We start from the raw sequence: 19,875 nt of genomic DNA, 5'->3' as shown, positions 1-19,875 counted from the left end.
CATATTACATTATGACTTCAGGGAAGGAAATTTCCCGACCAATATTCCAGTTTTTTATTTGGGCTTTTATAAATAATTTATCTACGAGGGCTGCAACATTTTTCACCACCGTATTAGATGTCCAAAGTATTTATAGAAAATTTTTATTCTTTCAGCTATAGCTTATCCTACAGCTATTAACAAGTATCAGGCAGCTACAATTGTATAAAGAGGCATTTCTGAACGTACAATTTTTCATAGAGATAGCTGTATTTAATTAATCCGTTAATGTGACTGTAAATATAATCTATAAATCAACTCAAAAAGTCATTTATCTAAAACTTAAACATGTTAACATTAGTATAGAAGGATTTATATAGCCATCTTATCTCTCAAAAATAATATATACTTAACAAAGCCCTTTGTTATACTGTCATGGTTCTTATCTTTGTAAAAAAAATTGGAATTTCTGCAGGTTATCCACCTTATCATTACATTAAATTAATTAAATCACCTATATATAATGTCTGACGAAAAAATAATCTTTTCTATGGCAGGTGTAAATAAAATTTACCCTCCACAAAAACAGGTTTTAAAAAATATCTATCTATCTTTCTTTTACGGTGCCAAAATCGGCGTTATCGGTTTAAATGGTTCTGGTAAATCGTCACTTTTAAAAATTATTGCCGGTTTAGATAAATCGTACCAGGGCGAAGTAGTTTTCTCGCCAGGCTATTCGGTTGGTTATCTGGCACAAGAGCCAATTCTTGATCCCGAAAAAACCGTTCGTGAGGTTGTAGAAGAAGGTGTCGCAGAAGTTACTGCCATTTTAAAAGAGTACGAAGAAGTAAACGAAGCTTTCGGTTTGGAGGAAAATTATTCTGATCCAGATAAAATGGATAAGTTAATGGCCAGACAGGGCGAGCTTCAGGATAAAATAGATTCTTTGGGTGCATGGGAAATCGACTCGAAACTGGAAAGAGCCATGGATGCCCTGCGTTGCCCTGATCCGGATACTAAAATTGCTGTACTTTCAGGTGGTGAGCGCCGCCGCGTGGCCATGTGCCGTTTATTGCTGCAACACCCTGATGTATTGTTACTGGATGAGCCTACCAACCACCTGGATGCAGAAAGTATCGACTGGTTAGAGCAATTCTTACAAAATTACGAAGGAACTGTTATTGCGGTTACCCACGACAGGTACTTTCTGGACAATGTGGCCGGATGGATTTTAGAATTAGATCGTGGCGAAGGTATTCCGTGGAAAGGAAATTACAGCAGCTGGTTAGACCAGAAAGCGAAACGTTTGGCTCAGGAAGAAAAAACCGAAAGCAAACGTCAGAAAACCTTGGAGCGTGAGCTGGAATGGGTACGCATGGCACCGAAAGCCCGCCATGCCAAATCAAAAGCACGTATTGCCAACTATGACAAATTAGCCTCTGAAGATGGCAGAGAAAGAGAAGATAAATTGGAACTTTTCATCCCTGCCGGACCGCGTTTGGGTAATGTGGTAATTGAGGCTACCAATGTAACCAAAGCTTATGGCGATAAGGTATTGTTCGATAACTTGAATTTCTCACTTCCGCCAGCCGGTATTGTGGGCATTATTGGTCCGAATGGTGCCGGTAAAACCACTTTATTCCGTTTAATTACGGGTCAGGAAGAAGCCGATGCCGGAACTTTCCGCGTGGGCGAAACGGTTGAACTGGGTTATGTAGATCAGATGCACAACGATTTAGATGCCGATAAAACTGTTTACGAGAATATTACCGATGGTTTAGACAATATCCAGTTAGGTAATAAAGCCGTTAACGGACGTGCTTATGTTTCGAAATTCAACTTTAACGGTGGCGATCAGCAGAAAAAAGTAGGTATTTTATCTGGTGGTGAACGTAACCGCGTGCATTTGGCCATTACATTGAAAAAAGGAGCCAACGTATTGTTACTGGATGAGCCTACCAACGATATCGACGTAAATACACTACGTGCACTGGAAGAAGCTTTAGAAAACTTTGGTGGTTGCGCAGTGGTGATTAGTCACGACAGGTGGTTCTTAGACCGGATTTGTACACACATCCTGGCCTTTGAGGGCAACTCTGAAGTGTATTTCTTTGAAGGTAACTACTCTGATTACGAAGAAAACCGCAAAAAACGTTTGGGTGATGTTACTCCGAAACGCATCAGATACAAAAAATTAAGTTAAAGCAAAGTCCCGACTAAAAATCGGGACTTTTTGTTTGAGAAGCGCAATTTGAAAAGCATTATAAATTCCCCAAGTTTAAAACCAGATACTTGGGAAGTTTTCCTCAGAGAAGTCAAGTTTTAATAGTACGGTGCACATTAAAACTTGACTTCTCTTATAGCGATTACATCGAAGCAGCAAAAGGATTCGGTCTTTGGCTCTCTTTCGCTTTGCGCTTGCCCCTGAAGAAAAAATACAGGTTGATGAACAGCATGATGCCGAGGTAAATAGAAAACCCGCCAATTTTAGAACTTAAAGCCTCAATGATATTCCTGTAATCGTTAACACTAATTTCGATCTTCATAATCCTCAACGCAAAACCAATATTTAACAAGTAGAAACCTGTTTCAAACAGTTTGTTCGTGGCAAAGGCTATTTCTTCCCTCCCCTTAAAAATATCAAGCATATACACCTTACTATTTTTAAACAAGGTTTTTGAAACATAAAAAGTTAAGAAAAGTGCAACAGGTAAATAAACTGCATAGCCGATTAAAATTTTTGTCGTTTCCATAATCCGGATTTTTAGATTGTTATTTAATTAATTTATGAATGGTATTGGTAAGCAAAAAGATATTTAAGTAATGAAGCACCGAGAGGATGCAAATGATAGTAGCCACTTTTACGGCCATGATTTCAATAAGCTGTAACGATGAGGTGATGGTCTCCCAACCTATTAATGTCATACTGGCGTAGCCAATATTGACCAGATAATAAGCTACCAACAAAGATTTATTAATCTGCTGGCAGAGCTCCAGATGATCGGGAATCAATTCGTCTACAAATATATTTCCATTGCGATAACATATTTTTCCCACCACCACAATGATGAATACGATGATCGAAATAAAAATGCCATAGCCCAGTATATTGTAATCCATGATAAGCTGATTTAGCGTAAATAAATTAAACTTTCAGAAAAATTTGAAAATATAGACTAAAAAATTTAGGGATATCCCCCCATTTCTTCTAATACTTTTCTACTCTCTCTTTGATGATGTAAACATAAAATAATATTATTGAAATTTCAAATATTATTGAAAGTTTATTTTTAAAAGAACACAAAAAAAGAATAAATAAAACTTAATAAGTTTTTTCCATGGAAATACGGGGTCGACAGAATTATCATCTAATCTTTTCCGTGCTTTCAGCGTTTCTGTGGCTATTTATACAGGTGGTAAGTGCAGATTGTTTTTGCCACGGAAACACGGAGCACACAGAATTTTTATCTAACCTTTTCTTTTGTGTTTCTGTGGCTACTTTTTGGCAAAGACTAGTTTCGGCTTTTAAGCGCTTTCTTTATGGCAGCATCAGTTACTGTTTCCATAATCTTGTAGCCATCTACATTAGGATGAACACCATCAACAGTCAGCTCGGCACGCTGCCCATTGCGTTCATCAACCAGAGGTGTCCAATAATCTAAAACAGTAAAATGTTTTTGCTTGGCATAAGCTACAATCAGCTCATTCAGGGCCATAATTTGTTCGGCAGCGGGCACACTTTTATTCCACGGATACTGATAAACCGGTAAGTATTTGCAGAGGATAACCTTAATGTGATGTAGTTTGGCCAGTTCGGCCATAGATTTAATGTTATCCATAATCTTTTCGAGCGTAACATGCCCGGTATTGCCGGCAATATCATTACTGCCTGCCAAAATAATCACCACCTTCGGTTTGAGGTTAATTACATCCTGCCTGAAGCGGATTAACAGTTGAGGAGAAATCTGACCGCTAATGCCTCTATCCAGGTATCTCCCATTGTTAAAGTATTTAGGATCTTTCTGCTTCCAGAACTCAAAAATCGAACTTCCCAAAAACACCACCCGCTTCTCTTTTCTTTTTGGTGGCAATAAAGCTGCATTTTCTTGCTGATATTTGGTTAAGGCAGCCCAATCATCGGCGAAATTTTCTTTTTTGGGTTTATTTTTTAAAGAATCAGTATCCACATTTTGTGCAGATAAACTGCCCGCAGTAATCAATAAAAGAAAAAACAAAATACAGCTTCTCATAAGGCTTTGTAAGGTTATAAAGAACCGCTAAACTAAAATTTAATTTCTGGTTTAGTTCAATTCGCCTGTATTAAAGTTGTTAACCCGGGTACGTGCTCTTTTATCGCCAAATGTGCTGATGTTATAGGTAAGGGTGGCCTGCACAAATCTGCTGATAAACCGGGTTCTGTTTTCGGAAATGGAATTATTGGTAATACTCGTTTTAAACAACGCGCCCTGATTAAACAAATCATTGGCCTGAACTGCAAAACTAAGCCGGTTATCTTTTAAGAAATTGGCATTCATGCCCATGTTTACCAGTAAAGGATTACCAGCATTTAAATTATAACCAAAATTAAGGCTTTTGGAAGCTGACGCATTTAGCCTGAAACGCTTACCCGGAATGTAGCTGGCGCCGCCATTTAAGGCTAAAACCTGCACGTTTTTAATATTCTGGTTTAAAACTGAATAGGTATTGGAGCTAAAACTATATGAAACACTGCTGTTTACTGAAAATTTCTTTTCATTGAGATTAAACCTGAAAGCATTGGAAAGATTAATTCCACTACTTCTGTTTAAAACGTTATCGGTATAAAATACATTATGGCTATAGCCCACATTTCCATTTAAAGAAAGGGAAAGTTTGTTAGTCAATAGCCGCTTGTTTAATGAATAATTGCCCCCCATGTTGTAAATACCATTTACGTTCTCGTAGGTAGTTTGCTGCTTTAAACTATTTAAGGTATCTCTCAAAAAAATGGTATTGCTCACCACACTGTTAAAAGCGAAAGAGCCCGATAAGCCGGCCATAATGCTCCACCCTGATTTGGTACCGAACTGGTTATAGCTCAAATCGGCCGAATGACTGGTGGTGGCTTTCAGATCGGGATTTCCGATAATGAGGTTTTGCACATCGTTATTATTGCGGATAGGCTGAAGTTTGTTAAAATCGGGCGAACTGGTATAACCATTGTAACCGAAACTTAAACTTCTGTTTTCTTTAATCTGGTAACTCAGATTGCCAGAAGGCGAAAAATTTAACTGGTAATTGCGCAACTGCTGTCCGGTATTCTGGTATTTACCAATAATAATGCTGGGCGAAAAATTTAACCCGAAATTATAGCTGATCTTTTTTGCATTGGTATTAAAGCCAATGCTAATGTTCTGGTTGATGAAATTCGAAACATAGTCCTGCCCCAACGAATCGACCAGAAAGCTTGCACCAAATTTATCCGTCACCGTAGTATTTTGAGTGTTTTGGCTTCTGCTTACTGAAAAGCGATACGATAGATTGATAAAGCTATAGCCTGTGCTGTCGTTAGCCCGCTTTAGCGAATTGGAAAACTGGATGTTCCCCCCTACATTAGAACTCCGCGTATCATTTTCGACCAGGCGGTTCAGGAGCGAATCTTTAACCAGTACATTGGTTGTTTCGTTATAATAACGGATAATATCGTTAATAGTGCTGTTCGATTTTCCTCCGTTGCTACTAAAATTAAAACCCATTGACAGCGACCGCCTGTTGTTTGATAGGCGCCTCGACCAGTTGATGTTACCCCCTATATTGGGGTTACTGTTTCGCGAACCGGAATTGGAAATAAGATCTTGTTTAATAATCCCGGTTTTATCGGAAGTAGAAAAAGCATCGTTGCGGCTGCTCCCCAGCGTTCCAGAAAGTGCGGCATTAAAATAGTTCTTTTTAGTTGCGCCGTTTAATCCGAGGTTAATACTGTTGTTAACCGAATTGCTATTGTTGGCACTCTCCCTTAAATCGTAAATGGTTCCCTGCGGATTAAACGTTTCAAGATAAGTGCTCTGAATGGAGTTGTTGCGGCTATTGTTAAAGTTGTAATTGGCGTTAACACTAAATTCTTTTGAAATCTTATCTCTGATGTTTCCGTTTAAACCGGCATTATATAGCTTACTAAATTCATTATCGGTCATTCCATACCGACCGCCAAAGCCAATTTGCTTTGTTTTTTTCCAGATGCTGCCATTTGTCCCCAGGTTATGTGCATTATTGGTGGCTGACGATACATTTACTCCGCCAAAAACACCTTTATCCATCCCCGGTTTGGTAACCAGGTTTAACATTTTTTGTGGAGTACCTATTTTTATGCCAGTAAAATTGGCTTCATCGCCATAATCGTCAATTACCTGCAGCTTGGCAATAATATCAGCTGGTAACTGTCTGATGTAATCTTCTACATTACTGGTAAAAAAATCTTCGCCGTTAACCCGCAACTTGGTCATTTTTTTACCCATAGCGGTAACAGCACCTTTCTCATCAACCTCAACCCCCTGTAGCTGTTTCAGCAGGTCTTCTACCTTATCGTTTTCCCTTACCGTGTAGGCCGCGGCATTGTACTCGATGGTATCTTTTTTAATTTTTATGGGATCGACTTTCACCTTAACCTCTACATCTTCCAAATTGATGGGGTCCGTTTTGAGTACAATGGGCTCTAAAACTGTTCCTTTTTTAGCAAGTTCGATTTCGTAAACCGAGGCAAAAGGTTTGTAGCCTAAAGCCTTTACAACAAGATAAAATTTATTGCTGTTTACTTTAGGGAAGGTAAAACTACCCTTACTATCTGAGGTTGCCCGCAGGGTATCCTTATCGGTTGTTACCAGAATACTTACCCCTTCGATAGGCTTTTTCAGCGAATCGATTACGGTACCATTTACTTTAGATTGAGCGCGCGCGTTAAAAGAGAGAATAAGCAGTACAAAAAATAATAAAAAGCAGAAATTATTGCTTTTTTTCATCTCTTGGGCCCCTTTTATAAATGACAAGACCATTTAAAAAATTACGCAGGATCTGATCACCGCAAGGCTTAAAATTTTCGTGGTCTTCATTTCTGAAAATATCGCCCAGCTCTGCCTTGGTAACCTTAAAACCTACCAAATCGCAAATGGTGATAATATCTTCTGTTTTAAGTGATAAAGCTACTCTAAGTTTTTTTAATATATCGTTGTTGCTCATGCAATTTTAATGTTTTAATGTCTGAATGTTTTAATGTTGGAAAGCTGTAATGTTGGAAGGTTAGCCTCCCAACTCCGAACTAAAGACTCCCTACTTTTTTAACTGGCTATCTCTAATTTAAGTTTCTTTCCCTTAATTTTTTCGCCGTTTAGCTTTTTTAACAATTGTGTAACCTTGCTTCGTTTTACCGCTACATAACTGGTGGTATCTTTAACTTCAATTAGGCCCAAATCATCTTTGGCTAAGTTTCCCTTTTGTAAAAACAGCCCTACGATATCGATTTTATTAATTTTATCTTTCTTACCATGTGCCAGGTATAAGGTTACCCAATCGCTTGCCTCAGGTAAAGCATAGCTGTCTTCCAAAACCTCCTCCTCAATATCATCTGGCAGATATTTATAGTTCTCTTCGCTGGTTAAAATAGCGTAGGCGGTTCCTTTTGCGTGCATACGCGCCGTACGCCCGTTGCGGTGAATGTATGCATCTTCGGTATAAGGCAATTGGTAGTGTACAATATGCTCAACCTCCGGAATATCTAAACCACGGGCAGCCAGATCGGTTGTAATTAAAATTTTATGGCTCCCGTTCCTGAATTTTAACAGCGCTTTTTCCCGGTCGAACTGCTCCATGCCACCATGAAAAACATCATGCCCGAGGCCATGCTCAAAAAGCAGATCACTAATGCGATCGACAGTTTCGCGGTGATTACAGAAAACGAGTGTGTTTTTATTTCCGATCTTGCTCAGCAATCTAAACAGGTAATCGAGCTTATCGGCTGCAGGAGCAGTGATTTTTTTAAGCTTTAAGGCCGGCTTAACGGCTACATTTTGCGAAAAATCTACTTCAGCAGGTGCATTAATTTTTACAAAATCAGGAATTTCTTCCATTTTGGTAGCCGAAGTAAGGATACGTTGCTTTAATGATAATAATGAACCGATGATATAAGACATATCGCTTTCGAAGCCAAATTCGAGCGATTTATCAAATTCATCCAAAACAAGCGTTTCGATAAAAGATTCGTCGAAGTTCTGGTTATCGAGGTGATAAGCAATCCTGCCTGGGGTACCGATAAGTATGGCCGGTGGATGCGCCAGATTATTTTTTTCTACGCGTACAGCATGCCCGCCATAGCAACAATTTACCTTAAAAGAGGTGCCCATTTGTTTAAATACCTGCTCAATCTGCAAGGCAAGCTCGCGCGAGGGAACCAGAACCAAAGCCTGCACCCCTTTAACACCTTGCTTTAAATTGGCCAGAACAGGCAATAAAAAAGCAAGCGTTTTGCCCGAACCGGTTGGTGCAATTAATACCACATCTTTACCGGTTTTGGCTGCCTGTACGGCCGACTCCTGCATCTGGTTAAGCGCAGTAATATTTAGTTTTTTTAAGGCGTTTGCTATCATTCGGCCATAAAGGTAAGCATTTCTGTTTATGGCTAAATCGAACTTTGGGCTTACTGTTTAAAAAATCTGGTCCGCAGTTTACGGAGCGTCTCAAAATTTAATCTTTTATCTAACAGCATCAGCATTTTGCCCCGCAGCGATACCGACGAAGCAAGTTTCTCGTTCACGGCATCAACGGATGATAAAATCCTGTCGGTCAATTCATCGGCAAATTTATTGGCCCTACTGTTTTGTAATAACTGTAATTCCTGAATTAATTCTGCTTTCATAGTAAAGAATTGTTGTTGATTAATGTAAATATAACGACTCTTAATTGCATTTGTTTCAAAAATTAGCCGCTTAAAACGGACTATTTTTACTAACTTGTTGATAACTAACTTTTTGTTAGCAAATAAACAATCAACCCTTAACACATATTTAATTTTTAGCGCCTATTTTTATTAAAAACCTGATTACCATTTATTAACCTCAAAAAACTACAATGTATGACGTGGAAAAAATTTAGTGGTGAAGTGATCCAATCTTCGATCCTCGAAGAAATTGAAAAAGCAATTATCAGAGAAACAGAAAATGGCTTTAAGCTAAAAGTTTGCATCGGTACCGACTCACAGGTTAAAGGGGCTATAACCGATTTTGCGACAGTTATTGTGCTGTTAAGAGAGCATCATGGTGGTTTTATGTACATCCACCAGGAAAAAAACTCGGCCCAGGTAACGATTAAGGAAAGAATGTTAATGGAAGTGCAAAAATCGATTGAAACGGCCTACTCCATTTGCGATTTGCTTGATATTTACGATGTGGCTTTAGAGGTACATGCCGATATTAACACCAACCCATCATTTAAATCGAACAAGGCGCTTAACGATGCCATGGGCTATATTTTAAGCATGGGCTTTATTTTTAAAGCGAAGCCAGAAGCATTTGCCAGCTCTACCTGTGCAGATAAGATGGTGCATTAATAAACAACCTTGCAGGTTAAAAAAATCGTCATCTCGACTGGAACGCAGTGGAATGCCCGCCTGTACGGGCAGGCCTGCCCGTTGCAGGCGGGGAGAGATCTGTCAAAGACAGATTTCTCGACTGCGCTCGAAATGACGATTTTTCTTTACGATCTCTGTGCGTAACCCCTGCAAGGTTTTGAATAATAAATCTATTTGTTCTTAACAAAACCGCATCTTTGCTGTTGTCTTTTTAAAACAATAGCCGTGAAGACTTATAGATTAGAATTTACACAAAAACTTCCTGTTGACCTGGCCACTGCCTGGGATTTTTTCTCTTCGCCAATGAACCTGGCCGAAATTACGCCAACGGATATGACTTTCGATGTAACTTCGCCCAATATGGATGGCACTAAAATGTATCCGGGCCTGATTATTACCTATAAAGTTGCGCCAATAGCCGGCATTAAATTAAACTGGGTGACCGAAATTACGCACGTAAAAGATCAGGAGTATTTTATAGACGAACAGCGCTTCGGGCCATTTGCATTCTGGCATCACCAGCACCATTTCGAAAAAATTGCAGACGGGGTTCTGATGCACGACATTCTGCATTATGCTATTGGCTGGGGGCCAATTGGTGGTATTGCCAATGCGCTTATCGTAAATAAAAGAGTAAACGAAATTTTTAAATTCCGTTACCAGAAAGTGGCTGGTTTATTTGGCACCTTATAGCTCATTACTTATTACCACTTTTTGGTAGAGATGGTTTCGGGTTTCTTTTTAGCAGGTACTGCTACCCTGCTGGTGGCCATAAACTTTTTAAACTCTGCGCCAAACTTCTCTACTTTAGTATAAGTACTGTTTAAAATATCTTTCCATGCACCGGCACTCAATTTACCAGGTGTACGCTCTAAAGGGGTACCTATTTGGGTTGTGGCCACAAAATTTCCATAACGGTCGCGCTGGTATGGAATAAACTGCAAATCGGTTAACCAAAAGCGATACTTTCCATTGCGCACTTCGCAAACAAACTGATAGCTTACTTCGCCACTTGGGTGACCAGCTACGAGAATGGTTTTATCGATAACCATCGTGCCTTTTGCCGAAATGGAAGAATCGCTAACATTTTCCTGCTTCATTGTTTTTTTATACAACACATTCACAAAAGTTTTAGCCCTTTGCAGCAAGGTATCTTTAGCTACAGCTTGCGAATCGACAACCTGATAATAAATAAATTTACCTGAATCATCTTTTGAAAACTGTTTTTGCTGAGCGGCTAAGCTGACCGAAAAAGTGGCGAGTACAATAAAAAGGATATATTTCATGCAAATGGGTTAAACAATTAAGCTGAATAGGTAAAGTTACTAAAAAGCCGTCCCGATTTTAACCAGGACGGCTTAATATTTAATCTGTTTTATTTTCTTAGAACGCGTAAACTGCGGCTAAAGAGAACTGACCAGCGTTTGGAGCTGCTGCGCCACTTTCTTTAAAGAATGGTTTATCGCCGCTGTGGTCTAATCTTACCTCAGGGATAAAGGTTAATCCGCCCGATTTAATATTTGCCGTAAAAGTTACCGCAGTATATTTCAATCCCTGCACAGCGCCTACATTTTTATACTTAAAGTACTCTCCTCTTAATCCTAATGTTACACCATCGGCAACAGCATATTGAGGATAAAGTGCAGCACCGGCATAACCACCACCATCGTTATCGATATCGTAGTTGGCCGCATTTAAACCTAATTTAAACTTCTCTGTAATCTGATAAGAAGTAGTTAAATCTTCGATGGTACCATAACCGCCTGCACCAGCGCCTGATAATACGTTCAGGTAAGCGGTCCAGCCTTCAACAGGGGCAACCATTAACTGGCCACCAACTGCAGAAACGCCACGGGTTGCACTGTAAAGATTCCAGTCGTTAAATACACCAGCCATTAAACTCACTTTATCAGAGAATTTATAGGTGGCTTTAATTCCAGCATTCTGGAACGGGCCATTGGTAAATAAATACGATGTAGAGTAGTTAAAGTTACCAACCGGCGAAATTACCTCGTAACCAATAAAGGTCCCCATGTAACCGGCAGTCATTGAAAACTGATCGGTAAAATCATAGTTTACATATAAGTTCTGAATGTGAAAAGATGAACCGCCGGCAGCAGCATCAGGAATAGATTGCGACTGTCCTCTCGGTCCGAAAGAAAGTTCGCCAACAAATGATGCTTTACCTGTTTTCTTCTTCAATGCAATATCAATCATTCCTAATGAAACCGAATTGTGGTCGCTGGCAAAAGAAGTGGTAATATTGTTTGGTTTTTTGGCAAAGTCGTATTTAAAATAAGTATCTACCGACCCTGAAATTTCAAGTGGTGATGTTGTGGTTTCCTGAGCCATGGCACAGCTTGCGCTGGCCATCGCGAAAATAGCGGTTAAAATTTTCTTCATGTTTGAGCTTGTTTTTGAGTTTAGATATTAAAAATCCTTAAGAAATTGCTTCGGTTACCGGACTGTTTTTTTCGATATAGATGGCTCTTTCTTCGACCAATAAAGTACCTTGCGAGTATTTTTCATCGTGTTGAGATTCATCAAGACCGATTTCTTCTTCTTCGTCAGAAACCCTGATTGGATTGATTAAGTTAACCAGTTTGAAAATCACGAAGGATACGATGAAACTGAATGCGATTACAATAACAGCACCTTTCAATTGGGTAATAAAGAAAGCAGGGTTACCGTAAAATAAACCATCGTTACCACCTGCATTAACTGTTTTGGTTGCAAAAACACCAGTTAACAACATACCTACGATACCGCCCACACCATGGCAAGGGAAAACATCTAAAGTATCGTCTAAGCTGGTTTTTTGTTTCCATGAAACGGTAAGATTAGAAATTACAGCTGCAATTGCACCGATAAAAATACTTGAAGGAATGCTTACAAAACCTGCACCCGGGGTAATGGCTACCAAACCTACAACGGCACCGATACAGAAACCTAATACCGAAGGTTTTTTACCTCGTGCTACATCGAAGAACATCCAGGCTAAACCTGCAGCACCAGCGGCAGTATTGGTAGTTAAGAATGCTGAAACAGCTAAGCTACCTGCGCTTAAAGCCGAACCTGCGTTAAAACCGAACCAACCGAACCACAATAAACCGGTACCAATTAATACGTAAGGAATATTTGCAGGTGGCACTTCTTTGTGCTCTAAGTGTGATTTTCTACGTTTTAAAACCAATGCACCAGCTAATGCAGCCATACCAGCAGAAATGTGAACTACGGTACCACCAGCAAAATCTAATACACCCATTTTAAACAAGAAACCTTGTGGATGCCAGGTCCAGTGTGCCAATGGCGAGTAAACGAATATGGCGAATAATACAATAAACAGGATATAAGAAGTAAAACGGATCCGTTCTGCAACGGCACCTACAACCAAACCTGGTGTAATAATGGCGAACATTAACTGGAAAACGGCAAATAATGAAAGCGGAATGGTTAAATCGGCACCTCCCTGTAAATGCGGAGCACCAGAGTTAACCCCTTTAAAGAAAAGGAAAGTTGAAGGATTACCGATGAAACCGCCAATGGTATCGCCAAAAGCTAAACTAAAACCAACTACGGTCCATAAAACGGTAATTACACCTGCTGCTACCACACTTTTAATCATGGTAGAGAGAATGTTTTTACGGTGAACCATACCACCATAGAAAAATGCAAGGCCTGGTGTCATTAAAAATACCAATGCAGCAGCGATTAAAATGAAAGCTGTATCAGCTGCGCTGTACTTGCCTTCATCAAAATTAGGTAGAAGTGGAGTAAATAGAGCTAAAATTGCGACAATCATCAATATCGCGAAGGGCGCATACTGTTTAAAGGAGAATCTACTCATAGTTTTTAGTTTAATTAGTTTGTATTGTTTAAATATTTGAAAATGTTGTCATTTATTTTTATAAAAATACGACATATTGTAATTTTAACACCATAAAATTGAATTTTTCTAACAAAAACGAATGATTTTTATAAAACACAACAAAAAAACAGCTCAAAAATGAAAATAGTAAAAAAATAGAGCATTTTAAATATAAGTTTTTAATAAAAACAAAAACACACAATACAGGCATTTTACCACATTTACATAAAAATTGAAGCAAAATCAGCAATAAAAACCATACAAAAACAAAAAAACACATGAAATTTCATGTGTTTTTCTAAAAATTAATAAAAAATATCAGATTTTAACCGAAATATTTAGAACCCTGAATAATCCCGCGTTTTTCGATTTCTTTATCCATATAAGTTTGAATTGCCGATTTATTAAGCCCCCAATTCGGCGCAATTAGTAAATCCCAGTCTGAAATACCAAAAAGACGTTGAATAACAATATCTGGACGCAGCAACGGAATAAGTTCGCAAAGTAAATCGGTATATTCTTCGAGGGTAAATAGCTTAAAGGGCTCTTTTTTGTATTTAGCACCCATAATAGAGCCATCTACTACATGTAAATGATGGAATTTAACGAATTTGATCTGGGGGAAACGGTTAATCTCGTGAATATAACCCCGCATTTGTTCTCTGGTTTCCCATGGGAAGCCAAAAATGGTATGCACACACAAATCGAGCTTGCTATCTTTTAACAATTCGACCGCAGCAACAAACTCGCCATGACTGCAGCCCCGGTTAATCTGATCGAGGGTTTCATCGTAAATAGATTCCATACCCATTTCGAGGTCGACATCAAAACGATCGGTATAACTTTCTAGTAAAGCTACTTTCTCAGCATCGATACAATCTGGCCGTGTACCCACTGCAAAACCTACAATATCTTCGGTATTGATGGATAAAGCTTCATCGTACATCATCTTTAAATAATGTACCGGTGCATAGGTATTGGTATTGGGCTGAAAATAGACAATATATTTATCTGCCCGGTAAGAATTTTTAGCCCTGAACATCCCCTCAACCAACTGATCTTTGATGTTGGGGTTTTTACGCGAAGGCTCAGGCGTAAACGAATCGACGTTGCAGTAGGTGCAACCGCCGTAACCCTTACTTCCATCGCGGTTAGGGCAGGTAAAACCGCCATCAACAATTACTTTAAATACACGCTGCCCTTTATATTTCTCGCGCAGGTACGTGCCGTAATTTTTATATCCTTTTATACCTAAATCTACCTGTGTTCCCATTGGCTGCAAAAATACGCAATTACTTTTACAATGCTGATTAAGGGAGAGAAGATGTGAAAAGGATGAAAATTGAGCAGTAAAGTACCGTTAGTTTAATTTATACCTTATTATACCACAATTTTCACGGCAAATGCTTTAATCTTTACCAGCCGATCTATCCTTTATTTATACTTTAAAACCTCTACTGTAATTACATTTGCCAGGCTAAGCTGCTTATTGTGGTTGATTGTTAATTTTAATGCAGTTGCCTCATCAACTTTTAAATTTACCGGCAACGGCTGCCCGGTTGCTGCAATAGCTGCATCTTCTTTTTTAAGTTCTCCAAAGCGTCGGGTAAAATCGGCCACCTGTATCGAATCTGAAAGTGATTTGGGCAGAAGAAAAATGGCGCCTGCTTTAATGGGGTTGGCGGTATCGTTATTTCGATAAGGCTGCATAATGATACTGGCCTCGTTGGCCTGTTCGCCGGCAAAAACAACCAGTTGCAAGGAGGCCGGCGCTGCCTGGTTTAACGCTTCAATATGGCTTTGATCAAAATCAGTTAAAGGCAATTTTGCTATTTCATCTATATAGCTCATGAACATTTGCACCCTTGACACCTGCTGAGTACCTGAAGCCTTAGATTGGTTAACTACTTTCTGCTCTTGCTTTGCATTGTTACAGCTTATAAAGGTAGCAAGTATAAGGATACCCAGGCTTACTGAAAGTACTTTAAGGTTAACTATTGAACGCAACATGTATATATAATTAAGGTAGGAGATATTATTGATTAATGCAGCCTTAACTGCCGGCGCTAACCAGTCCAAATATCAGGCCAATTAAACACTGTTAGTTTCATTAATAACAGCTAATGATTAAGCCCCAATTTATAGGGTAGGTTAGTAAACTGTTGTGTATTGCATAAGCCCGGGTAAACTAAACCCGGTAGCAGCGGCACGAAGTAAAGCGGATAACGGGACTACCGGAACCGATTGATGCCGGAGCCTGCTTTTCAAATGCGTAAAGGAGATTTGAGAGATGAGATGTTAGATATGAGACGTGAGATTTGAGGTGTACCCCATAGAAATACTTAAGAAGCAAAAAACCCCGCAGTTTTAAACGCTGCGAGGTTTGATATGCAATTAAGGTGTTACTAGCCTTGTGATTCTTTTTTATTGATGAAAAAATATACCGGAACGCCTAATAATACGATTAATAAGCCCGGCCAGGTGTATTGTTGTTTATAAATAAGGAGTAAGATGGAAAATGCCGCACCGATTAATAAATAAATAACTGGTGTAACAGGATATAACCAGGTTTTGTAAGGCCTTTCTAAATCGGGCTTTTTAAACCTTAAATAAATTACACCGGCAACGGTAATCATATAAAAGAGCACAATTACGAAAGAAATCATATCTAAAAGATTACCGTATTGCCCGCTTAAACATAAAACTGAAGCCCAGATGCCCTGCATCCAAAGTGATTTTTCGGGAACGCCGTTTTTATTGTTGTGGAGTGCTGCTTTAAAAAACATACCATCTTGTGCCATGCTTTGAAAAACCCTTGCCCCAGCCAGCACGATCCCGTTAACGCAACCGAAGGTAGAAATCATTACCAAAACTGCAATAACAATGGTACCAATGCCGCTGCCAAAAATCTGCTCGGAAGCTGCAACCGCTACCCTATCGTTTGGCGCAAAAGCAATACTATCTCTGTTTAGTGTATTGAGATATATAAAATTCACCAATAAATACAGAATCATTACCGCGGTAGTACCCAAAACCATTGAGCGCACTACATTTTTCTTTGGATTTTCAATTTCGCCCGAAACGAAGGTTACATTCTCCCAGGCCACACTCGAAAACACCGAGCCCACCATAGCAGCAGCAATGCCGCCTACAATGGTCATCCCTGAAATGGATTCCCAGCCTGATTTAAGAAAATTACCACTCGGATCGGTTTTAAGATTATTAAAGGCCGCCCAACCGAAACTCATATTATCGCCCCAGAAATTATTTTTAACCAAGAGGAAACCTAAAATAATTAAACCAATTAAGGCTACAATTTTAGATCCGGTAAAGATGTTCTGCAGCAACTTCCCACTCTCCACACCTTTGGTATTAATATAGGTAAGGAGCATAATTACGCCAATGGCTAAAATTTGTATCCAGGTAATTTTATAACTGCCACTTTGAAAAATCGGAGCTGCATCGTTTAGCGCAGGAATTAAATAAGCGGTAAATTTACCGAAAGCCACCGCAACGGCTGCAATGGTTCCAGTCTGGATTACCGTAAAGAGCCCCCAGCCATACAGGAAGCCCATCATTTTACCAAAAATCTCTTTCAGGTAAGTATATTGCCCTCCGGCTTTGGGAAACATAGATGAAAGTTCGCCGTAAGAAATTGCCGCTGCAACTGTCATTACCCCGGTAATTACCCACACCACAATTAGCCAGTATCCGGAGCCCAGATTTCGCATAATATCGGCACTCACTATGAAGATACCGCTTCCAATCATGGAGCCCATTACCAGCATGGTGGCATCAAAAAGGGTTAATTTCCGTTTGGAAGCCCCTTCTTCGTTTTGAATTTTCATATTGTTCAGTTCAGTTTGATTTAGTTTAGGGGCTAATTTATTTGAAAAAAACGACAATCTATGTATTATTTTACTGAACAATTTTTTATTCGCTACTACATTTATATACGGATGATAAATATTTTATTAACTTGCTAGATATAACTTTTTCAGTTGGCAGTTTTAAGTTTACAATTAACAGTTTAAACAATTAATCACCAGAAAAACAAATAACCAAATATAAACCAATTATTAACTATGGATTTTTTACAAAACAATTTAATTTACTGTATTCCGGCCCTGGGCCTTGTCGGTATTATAGTTATGCTAATTAAAAGTGCCTGGGTAAGCAAACAGGATGCCGGTGAAAAAAACATGCAGGAGCTTGCCGGCTATATTGCTGATGGTGCGATGGCCTTTTTAAAAGCCGAATGGCGGGTTTTGAGTATTTTTGCCGTTTTTACAGCAGCCTTGCTGGCCTATTCGGGTACCGTTACAGAAATTAAAGGTGTTCCCTTGCATTCGAGCTGGATCATCTCAATTTCCTTTATTATTGGAGCTGTATTCTCGGCAACTGCTGGTTATATTGGGATGAAAGCGGCCACCAAAGCCAATGTACGTACCACACAGGCAGCAAGAACCAGTTTAAAACAAGCTTTAAAAGTTTCGTTTACGGGCGGTACGGTTATGGGACTTGGCGTTGCCGGTCTGGCCGTTTTGGGTTTAGGTGGTTTATTTATTGTTTTTCTAAAGCATTTCAATGTTGTTTCGGTTAACAGCACCGAAATGAAAACAGCCATAGAGGTTTTAACAGGTTTCTCTTTAGGAGCCGAGTCTATTGCCTTATTTGCTCGTGTGGGTGGAGGTATTTACACCAAAGCAGCCGATGTTGGTGCCGATTTAGTGGGTAAGGTTGAGGCTGGTATTCCTGAGGATGATGTACGTAACCCTGCAACTATTGCCGATAACGTAGGCGACAATGTGGGCGATGTTGCCGGCATGGGTGCCGATTTATTCGGCTCGTACGTGGCAACTATATTAGCCACCATGGTTTTAGGACAGGAAATTAACGTAACCGATAACTTTGGCGGCATGTCGCCAATTCTTTTACCGATGGTAATTTGTGGTCTGGGTATTATATTCTCCATTATCGGAACCTGGTTTGTAACCATTAAAGACGAAAAATCGAACGTTCAAAATGCCCTGAACCTGGGTAACTGGTCGTCTATTATAATCACCGCAGTAGCCTCATTTTTTATTGTTAAGTGGATGTTACCAGAAACTTTAAACCTGCGTGGTTATGAGTTTTCGAGCATGAATGTATTTTATGCCATTATTGTAGGTTTAGTAGTGGGTACCATTATGAGTGTGGTTACCGAATATTTTACAGCAATGGGCAAAAAGCCGGTTAATTCAATCATCCAGCAATCATCTACCGGTCACGCTACCAATATTATTGCAGGTTTATCGGTTGGTATGAAATCGACAGTGGTTCCGATCCTGGTACTGGCGGGTGGTATTATGGCTTCTTATCATTTTGCTGGTTTATATGGTGTAGCCATTGCTGCAGCCGGAATGATGGCCACTACAGCCATGCAATTAGCCATTGATGCTTTTGGACCAATTGCCGATAACGCCGGTGGTATTGCCGAAATGAGCCAGTTGCCACCAGAAGTACGCGAACGTACCGATAATTTGGATGCGGTTGGAAATACTACCGCAGCTACCGGAAAAGGTTTTGCAATTGCTTCGGCTGCACTTACCTCGTTAGCCTTATTTGCGGCTTTTGTAGGCATTGCGGGTATTTCTGCCATTGATATCTATAAAGCACCGGTTTTAGCTGGTTTATTTGTTGGCGGAATGATTCCTTTCATTTTCTCAGCTTTATGTATACAGGCCGTAGGAAAGGCGGCGATGGATATGGTACAGGAAGTACGTCGCCAGTTTCGCGAAATACCTGGCATTATGGAATACAAAGCCAAACCAGAATATGAAAAATGTGTGGCCATTTCTACCAAAGCCTCTATCCGCGAAATGTTAATGCCTGGTGCCATTGCCTTAATTACCCCGGTAATTGTGGGCTTTACCTTTGGTCCTGAAGTTTTGGGTGGTTTACTTGCGGGCGTTACCGTAACTGGTGTATTGATGGGAATTTTTCAGAGCAATGCAGGTGGTGCCTGGGATAATGCCAAAAAATCTTTTGAACAAGGTGTAATCATTAATGGCGAAACACACTATAAAAAATCAGAACCGCACAAGGCTTCGGTTACCGGAGATACGGTTGGAGATCCTTTTAAAGATACATCGGGGCCTTCGATGAATATTTTGATCAAATTAATGTCTATCGTTTCACTGGTTATTGCTCCTTACATCGCAGTTAAGGCAATTGCAGGCGAACACCGCACAGAAGTTCGTAAAGAAATCAGAATAGAGCAAAAAACAGATAGCGCAGGACATACAATAACGGACACTATTACCAATACGACAGATACTTTGCAACGTTAGTTGTAAAAACCTAGATAGAAAAAGTGTAAAAGGGATTTTTAAACAGGATCCCTTTTACTTTTCCGTAATTTTTAATTACGTTTGGGGCTGAAAAATTTATA

The 19,875-nt window shown here is 39.6% G+C and carries 17 protein-coding genes; 4 read left to right on the top strand and 13 right to left on the bottom strand.

All coding sequences use genetic code 11. From position 1 onward, the window contains the following. The first annotated feature begins 502 nt into the window (after positions 1–502). Positions 503–2,182, top strand: a complete 1,680-nt coding sequence (gene ettA / locus OC25_RS15115) for an energy-dependent translational throttle protein EttA (RefSeq protein ID WP_039477580.1) — start codon at positions 503–505, stop codon at positions 2,180–2,182. 163 nt (positions 2,183–2,345) lie between these two features. Here ettA and OC25_RS15110 read toward each other — a convergent pair whose 3' ends face one another. The 7 genes from OC25_RS15110 to OC25_RS15080 form a co-directional block, all read right to left on the bottom strand. Then, the gene (locus OC25_RS15110) at positions 2,346–2,732 is read right to left on the bottom strand and encodes a hypothetical protein (protein ID WP_039477577.1); all 387 of its coding nucleotides are present in this window, start codon (positions 2,730–2,732) and stop codon (positions 2,346–2,348) included. A gap of 19 nt (positions 2,733–2,751) precedes the next feature. After that, positions 2,752–3,099, bottom strand: coding sequence for a hypothetical protein (locus OC25_RS15105; RefSeq protein WP_039477575.1), 348 nt, complete (start codon positions 3,097–3,099; stop codon positions 2,752–2,754). 392 nt (positions 3,100–3,491) lie between these two features. After that, positions 3,492–4,229: a GDSL-type esterase/lipase family protein gene (locus tag OC25_RS15100; RefSeq protein WP_039477573.1), complete on the bottom strand. Its 738-nt coding sequence runs from the start codon at positions 4,227–4,229 to the stop codon at positions 3,492–3,494. 51 nt (positions 4,230–4,280) lie between these two features. After that, positions 4,281–6,974 (bottom strand): TonB-dependent receptor domain-containing protein, encoded by a 2,694-nt coding sequence (locus OC25_RS15095; RefSeq protein ID WP_039477572.1) that lies wholly within the window; start codon positions 6,972–6,974, stop codon positions 4,281–4,283. Continuing rightward, positions 6,958–7,191 carry a DUF1456 family protein gene (locus tag OC25_RS15090; protein WP_029274124.1) on the bottom strand — a complete coding sequence of 78 codons (234 nt, stop codon included), beginning with the start codon at positions 7,189–7,191 and terminating at the stop codon, positions 6,958–6,960. The genes OC25_RS15095 and OC25_RS15090 overlap by 17 nt, the downstream gene beginning before the upstream one ends. A 98-nt stretch (positions 7,192–7,289) precedes the next feature. Further along, the gene (locus tag OC25_RS15085; RefSeq protein ID WP_039477556.1) at positions 7,290–8,594 is read right to left on the bottom strand and encodes a DEAD/DEAH box helicase; all 1,305 of its coding nucleotides are present in this window, start codon (positions 8,592–8,594) and stop codon (positions 7,290–7,292) included. 50 nt (positions 8,595–8,644) lie between these two features. After that, positions 8,645–8,863: a hypothetical protein gene (locus OC25_RS15080; RefSeq protein WP_039477550.1), complete on the bottom strand. Its 219-nt coding sequence runs from the start codon at positions 8,861–8,863 to the stop codon at positions 8,645–8,647. A gap of 216 nt (positions 8,864–9,079) precedes the next feature. Between OC25_RS15080 and OC25_RS15075 the strand changes: the two genes are divergently transcribed. Together OC25_RS15075 and OC25_RS15070 are read left to right on the top strand one after the other, a co-directional pair. Then, positions 9,080–9,553, top strand: coding sequence for a ribonuclease H-like YkuK family protein (locus OC25_RS15075; RefSeq protein WP_039477549.1), 474 nt, complete (start codon positions 9,080–9,082; stop codon positions 9,551–9,553). 246 nt (positions 9,554–9,799) lie between these two features. After that, positions 9,800–10,267, top strand: coding sequence for an SRPBCC family protein (locus tag OC25_RS15070; protein WP_039477548.1), 468 nt, complete (start codon positions 9,800–9,802; stop codon positions 10,265–10,267). 11 nt (positions 10,268–10,278) lie between these two features. On the opposite strand, the gene OC25_RS15065 is transcribed toward OC25_RS15070, so the two are convergent. From OC25_RS15065 to OC25_RS15035, 6 genes are all read right to left on the bottom strand, one after another. Next, positions 10,279–10,860 (bottom strand): DUF4468 domain-containing protein, encoded by a 582-nt coding sequence (locus tag OC25_RS15065; protein ID WP_039477542.1) that lies wholly within the window; start codon positions 10,858–10,860, stop codon positions 10,279–10,281. 97 nt (positions 10,861–10,957) lie between these two features. Next, positions 10,958–11,977 carry a porin gene (locus OC25_RS15060; RefSeq protein WP_039477536.1) on the bottom strand — a complete coding sequence of 340 codons (1,020 nt, stop codon included), beginning with the start codon at positions 11,975–11,977 and terminating at the stop codon, positions 10,958–10,960. A gap of 37 nt (positions 11,978–12,014) precedes the next feature. Beyond that, complete coding sequence (locus OC25_RS15055) at positions 12,015–13,421, bottom strand: ammonium transporter (RefSeq protein WP_039477535.1); 1,407 nt, start codon at positions 13,419–13,421, stop codon at positions 12,015–12,017. Between the two features lie 346 nt (positions 13,422–13,767). Beyond that, entirely contained in the window at positions 13,768–14,715 is a 948-nt protein-coding gene (mnmL, locus tag OC25_RS15045; protein ID WP_039477533.1) for a tRNA modification radical SAM protein MnmL/YtqA, read from the bottom strand. A gap of 161 nt (positions 14,716–14,876) precedes the next feature. Continuing rightward, a complete protein-coding gene (locus OC25_RS15040) occupies positions 14,877–15,452 on the bottom strand; it encodes a hypothetical protein (RefSeq protein ID WP_156131486.1) in 576 nt (191 codons plus the stop codon). Positions 15,453–15,847: 395 nt separating this feature from the next. Next, positions 15,848–17,290, bottom strand: a complete 1,443-nt coding sequence (locus OC25_RS15035) for an APC family permease (RefSeq protein WP_039477654.1) — start codon at positions 17,288–17,290, stop codon at positions 15,848–15,850. A gap of 237 nt (positions 17,291–17,527) precedes the next feature. On the opposite strand from OC25_RS15035, the gene OC25_RS15030 reads away from it, so the two are divergent. Then, a complete protein-coding gene (locus tag OC25_RS15030; RefSeq protein WP_039477530.1) occupies positions 17,528–19,774 on the top strand; it encodes a sodium-translocating pyrophosphatase in 2,247 nt (748 codons plus the stop codon). Positions 19,775–19,875 lie beyond the last annotated feature (101 nt).

This window comes from Pedobacter kyungheensis (assembly GCF_000812965.1).
Lineage (GTDB): Bacteria > Bacteroidota > Bacteroidia > Sphingobacteriales > Sphingobacteriaceae > Pedobacter > Pedobacter kyungheensis.
This window is presented reverse-complemented; position numbering and strand designations above follow the sequence as displayed.

Bases quoted from the DNA above. Each gene is read 5' to 3' on its own strand.
- OC25_RS15085 (WP_039477556.1), bottom strand. From the start codon at position 8,594: ATGATAGCAAACGCCTTAAAAAAACTAAATATTACTGCGCTTAACCAG.
- OC25_RS15040 (WP_156131486.1), bottom strand. From the start codon at position 15,452: ATGTTGCGTTCAATAGTTAACCTTAAAGTACTTTCAGTAAGCCTGGGT.
- OC25_RS15060 (WP_039477536.1), bottom strand. From the start codon at position 11,977: ATGAAGAAAATTTTAACCGCTATTTTCGCGATGGCCAGCGCAAGCTGT.
- OC25_RS15030 (WP_039477530.1), top strand. From the start codon at position 17,528: ATGGATTTTTTACAAAACAATTTAATTTACTGTATTCCGGCCCTGGGC.
- ettA (WP_039477580.1), top strand. From the start codon at position 503: ATGTCTGACGAAAAAATAATCTTTTCTATGGCAGGTGTAAATAAAATT.
- mnmL (WP_039477533.1), bottom strand. From the start codon at position 14,715: ATGGGAACACAGGTAGATTTAGGTATAAAAGGATATAAAAATTACGGC.
- OC25_RS15105 (WP_039477575.1), bottom strand. From the start codon at position 3,099: ATGGATTACAATATACTGGGCTATGGCATTTTTATTTCGATCATCGTA.
- OC25_RS15110 (WP_039477577.1), bottom strand. From the start codon at position 2,732: ATGGAAACGACAAAAATTTTAATCGGCTATGCAGTTTATTTACCTGTT.
- OC25_RS15090 (WP_029274124.1), bottom strand. From the start codon at position 7,191: ATGAGCAACAACGATATATTAAAAAAACTTAGAGTAGCTTTATCACTT.
- OC25_RS15055 (WP_039477535.1), bottom strand. From the start codon at position 13,421: ATGAGTAGATTCTCCTTTAAACAGTATGCGCCCTTCGCGATATTGATG.
- OC25_RS15095 (WP_039477572.1), bottom strand. From the start codon at position 6,974: ATGAAAAAAAGCAATAATTTCTGCTTTTTATTATTTTTTGTACTGCTT.
- OC25_RS15035 (WP_039477654.1), bottom strand. From the start codon at position 17,290: ATGAAAATTCAAAACGAAGAAGGGGCTTCCAAACGGAAATTAACCCTT.
- OC25_RS15065 (WP_039477542.1), bottom strand. From the start codon at position 10,860: ATGAAATATATCCTTTTTATTGTACTCGCCACTTTTTCGGTCAGCTTA.
- OC25_RS15100 (WP_039477573.1), bottom strand. From the start codon at position 4,229: ATGAGAAGCTGTATTTTGTTTTTTCTTTTATTGATTACTGCGGGCAGT.
- OC25_RS15075 (WP_039477549.1), top strand. From the start codon at position 9,080: ATGACGTGGAAAAAATTTAGTGGTGAAGTGATCCAATCTTCGATCCTC.
- OC25_RS15080 (WP_039477550.1), bottom strand. From the start codon at position 8,863: ATGAAAGCAGAATTAATTCAGGAATTACAGTTATTACAAAACAGTAGG.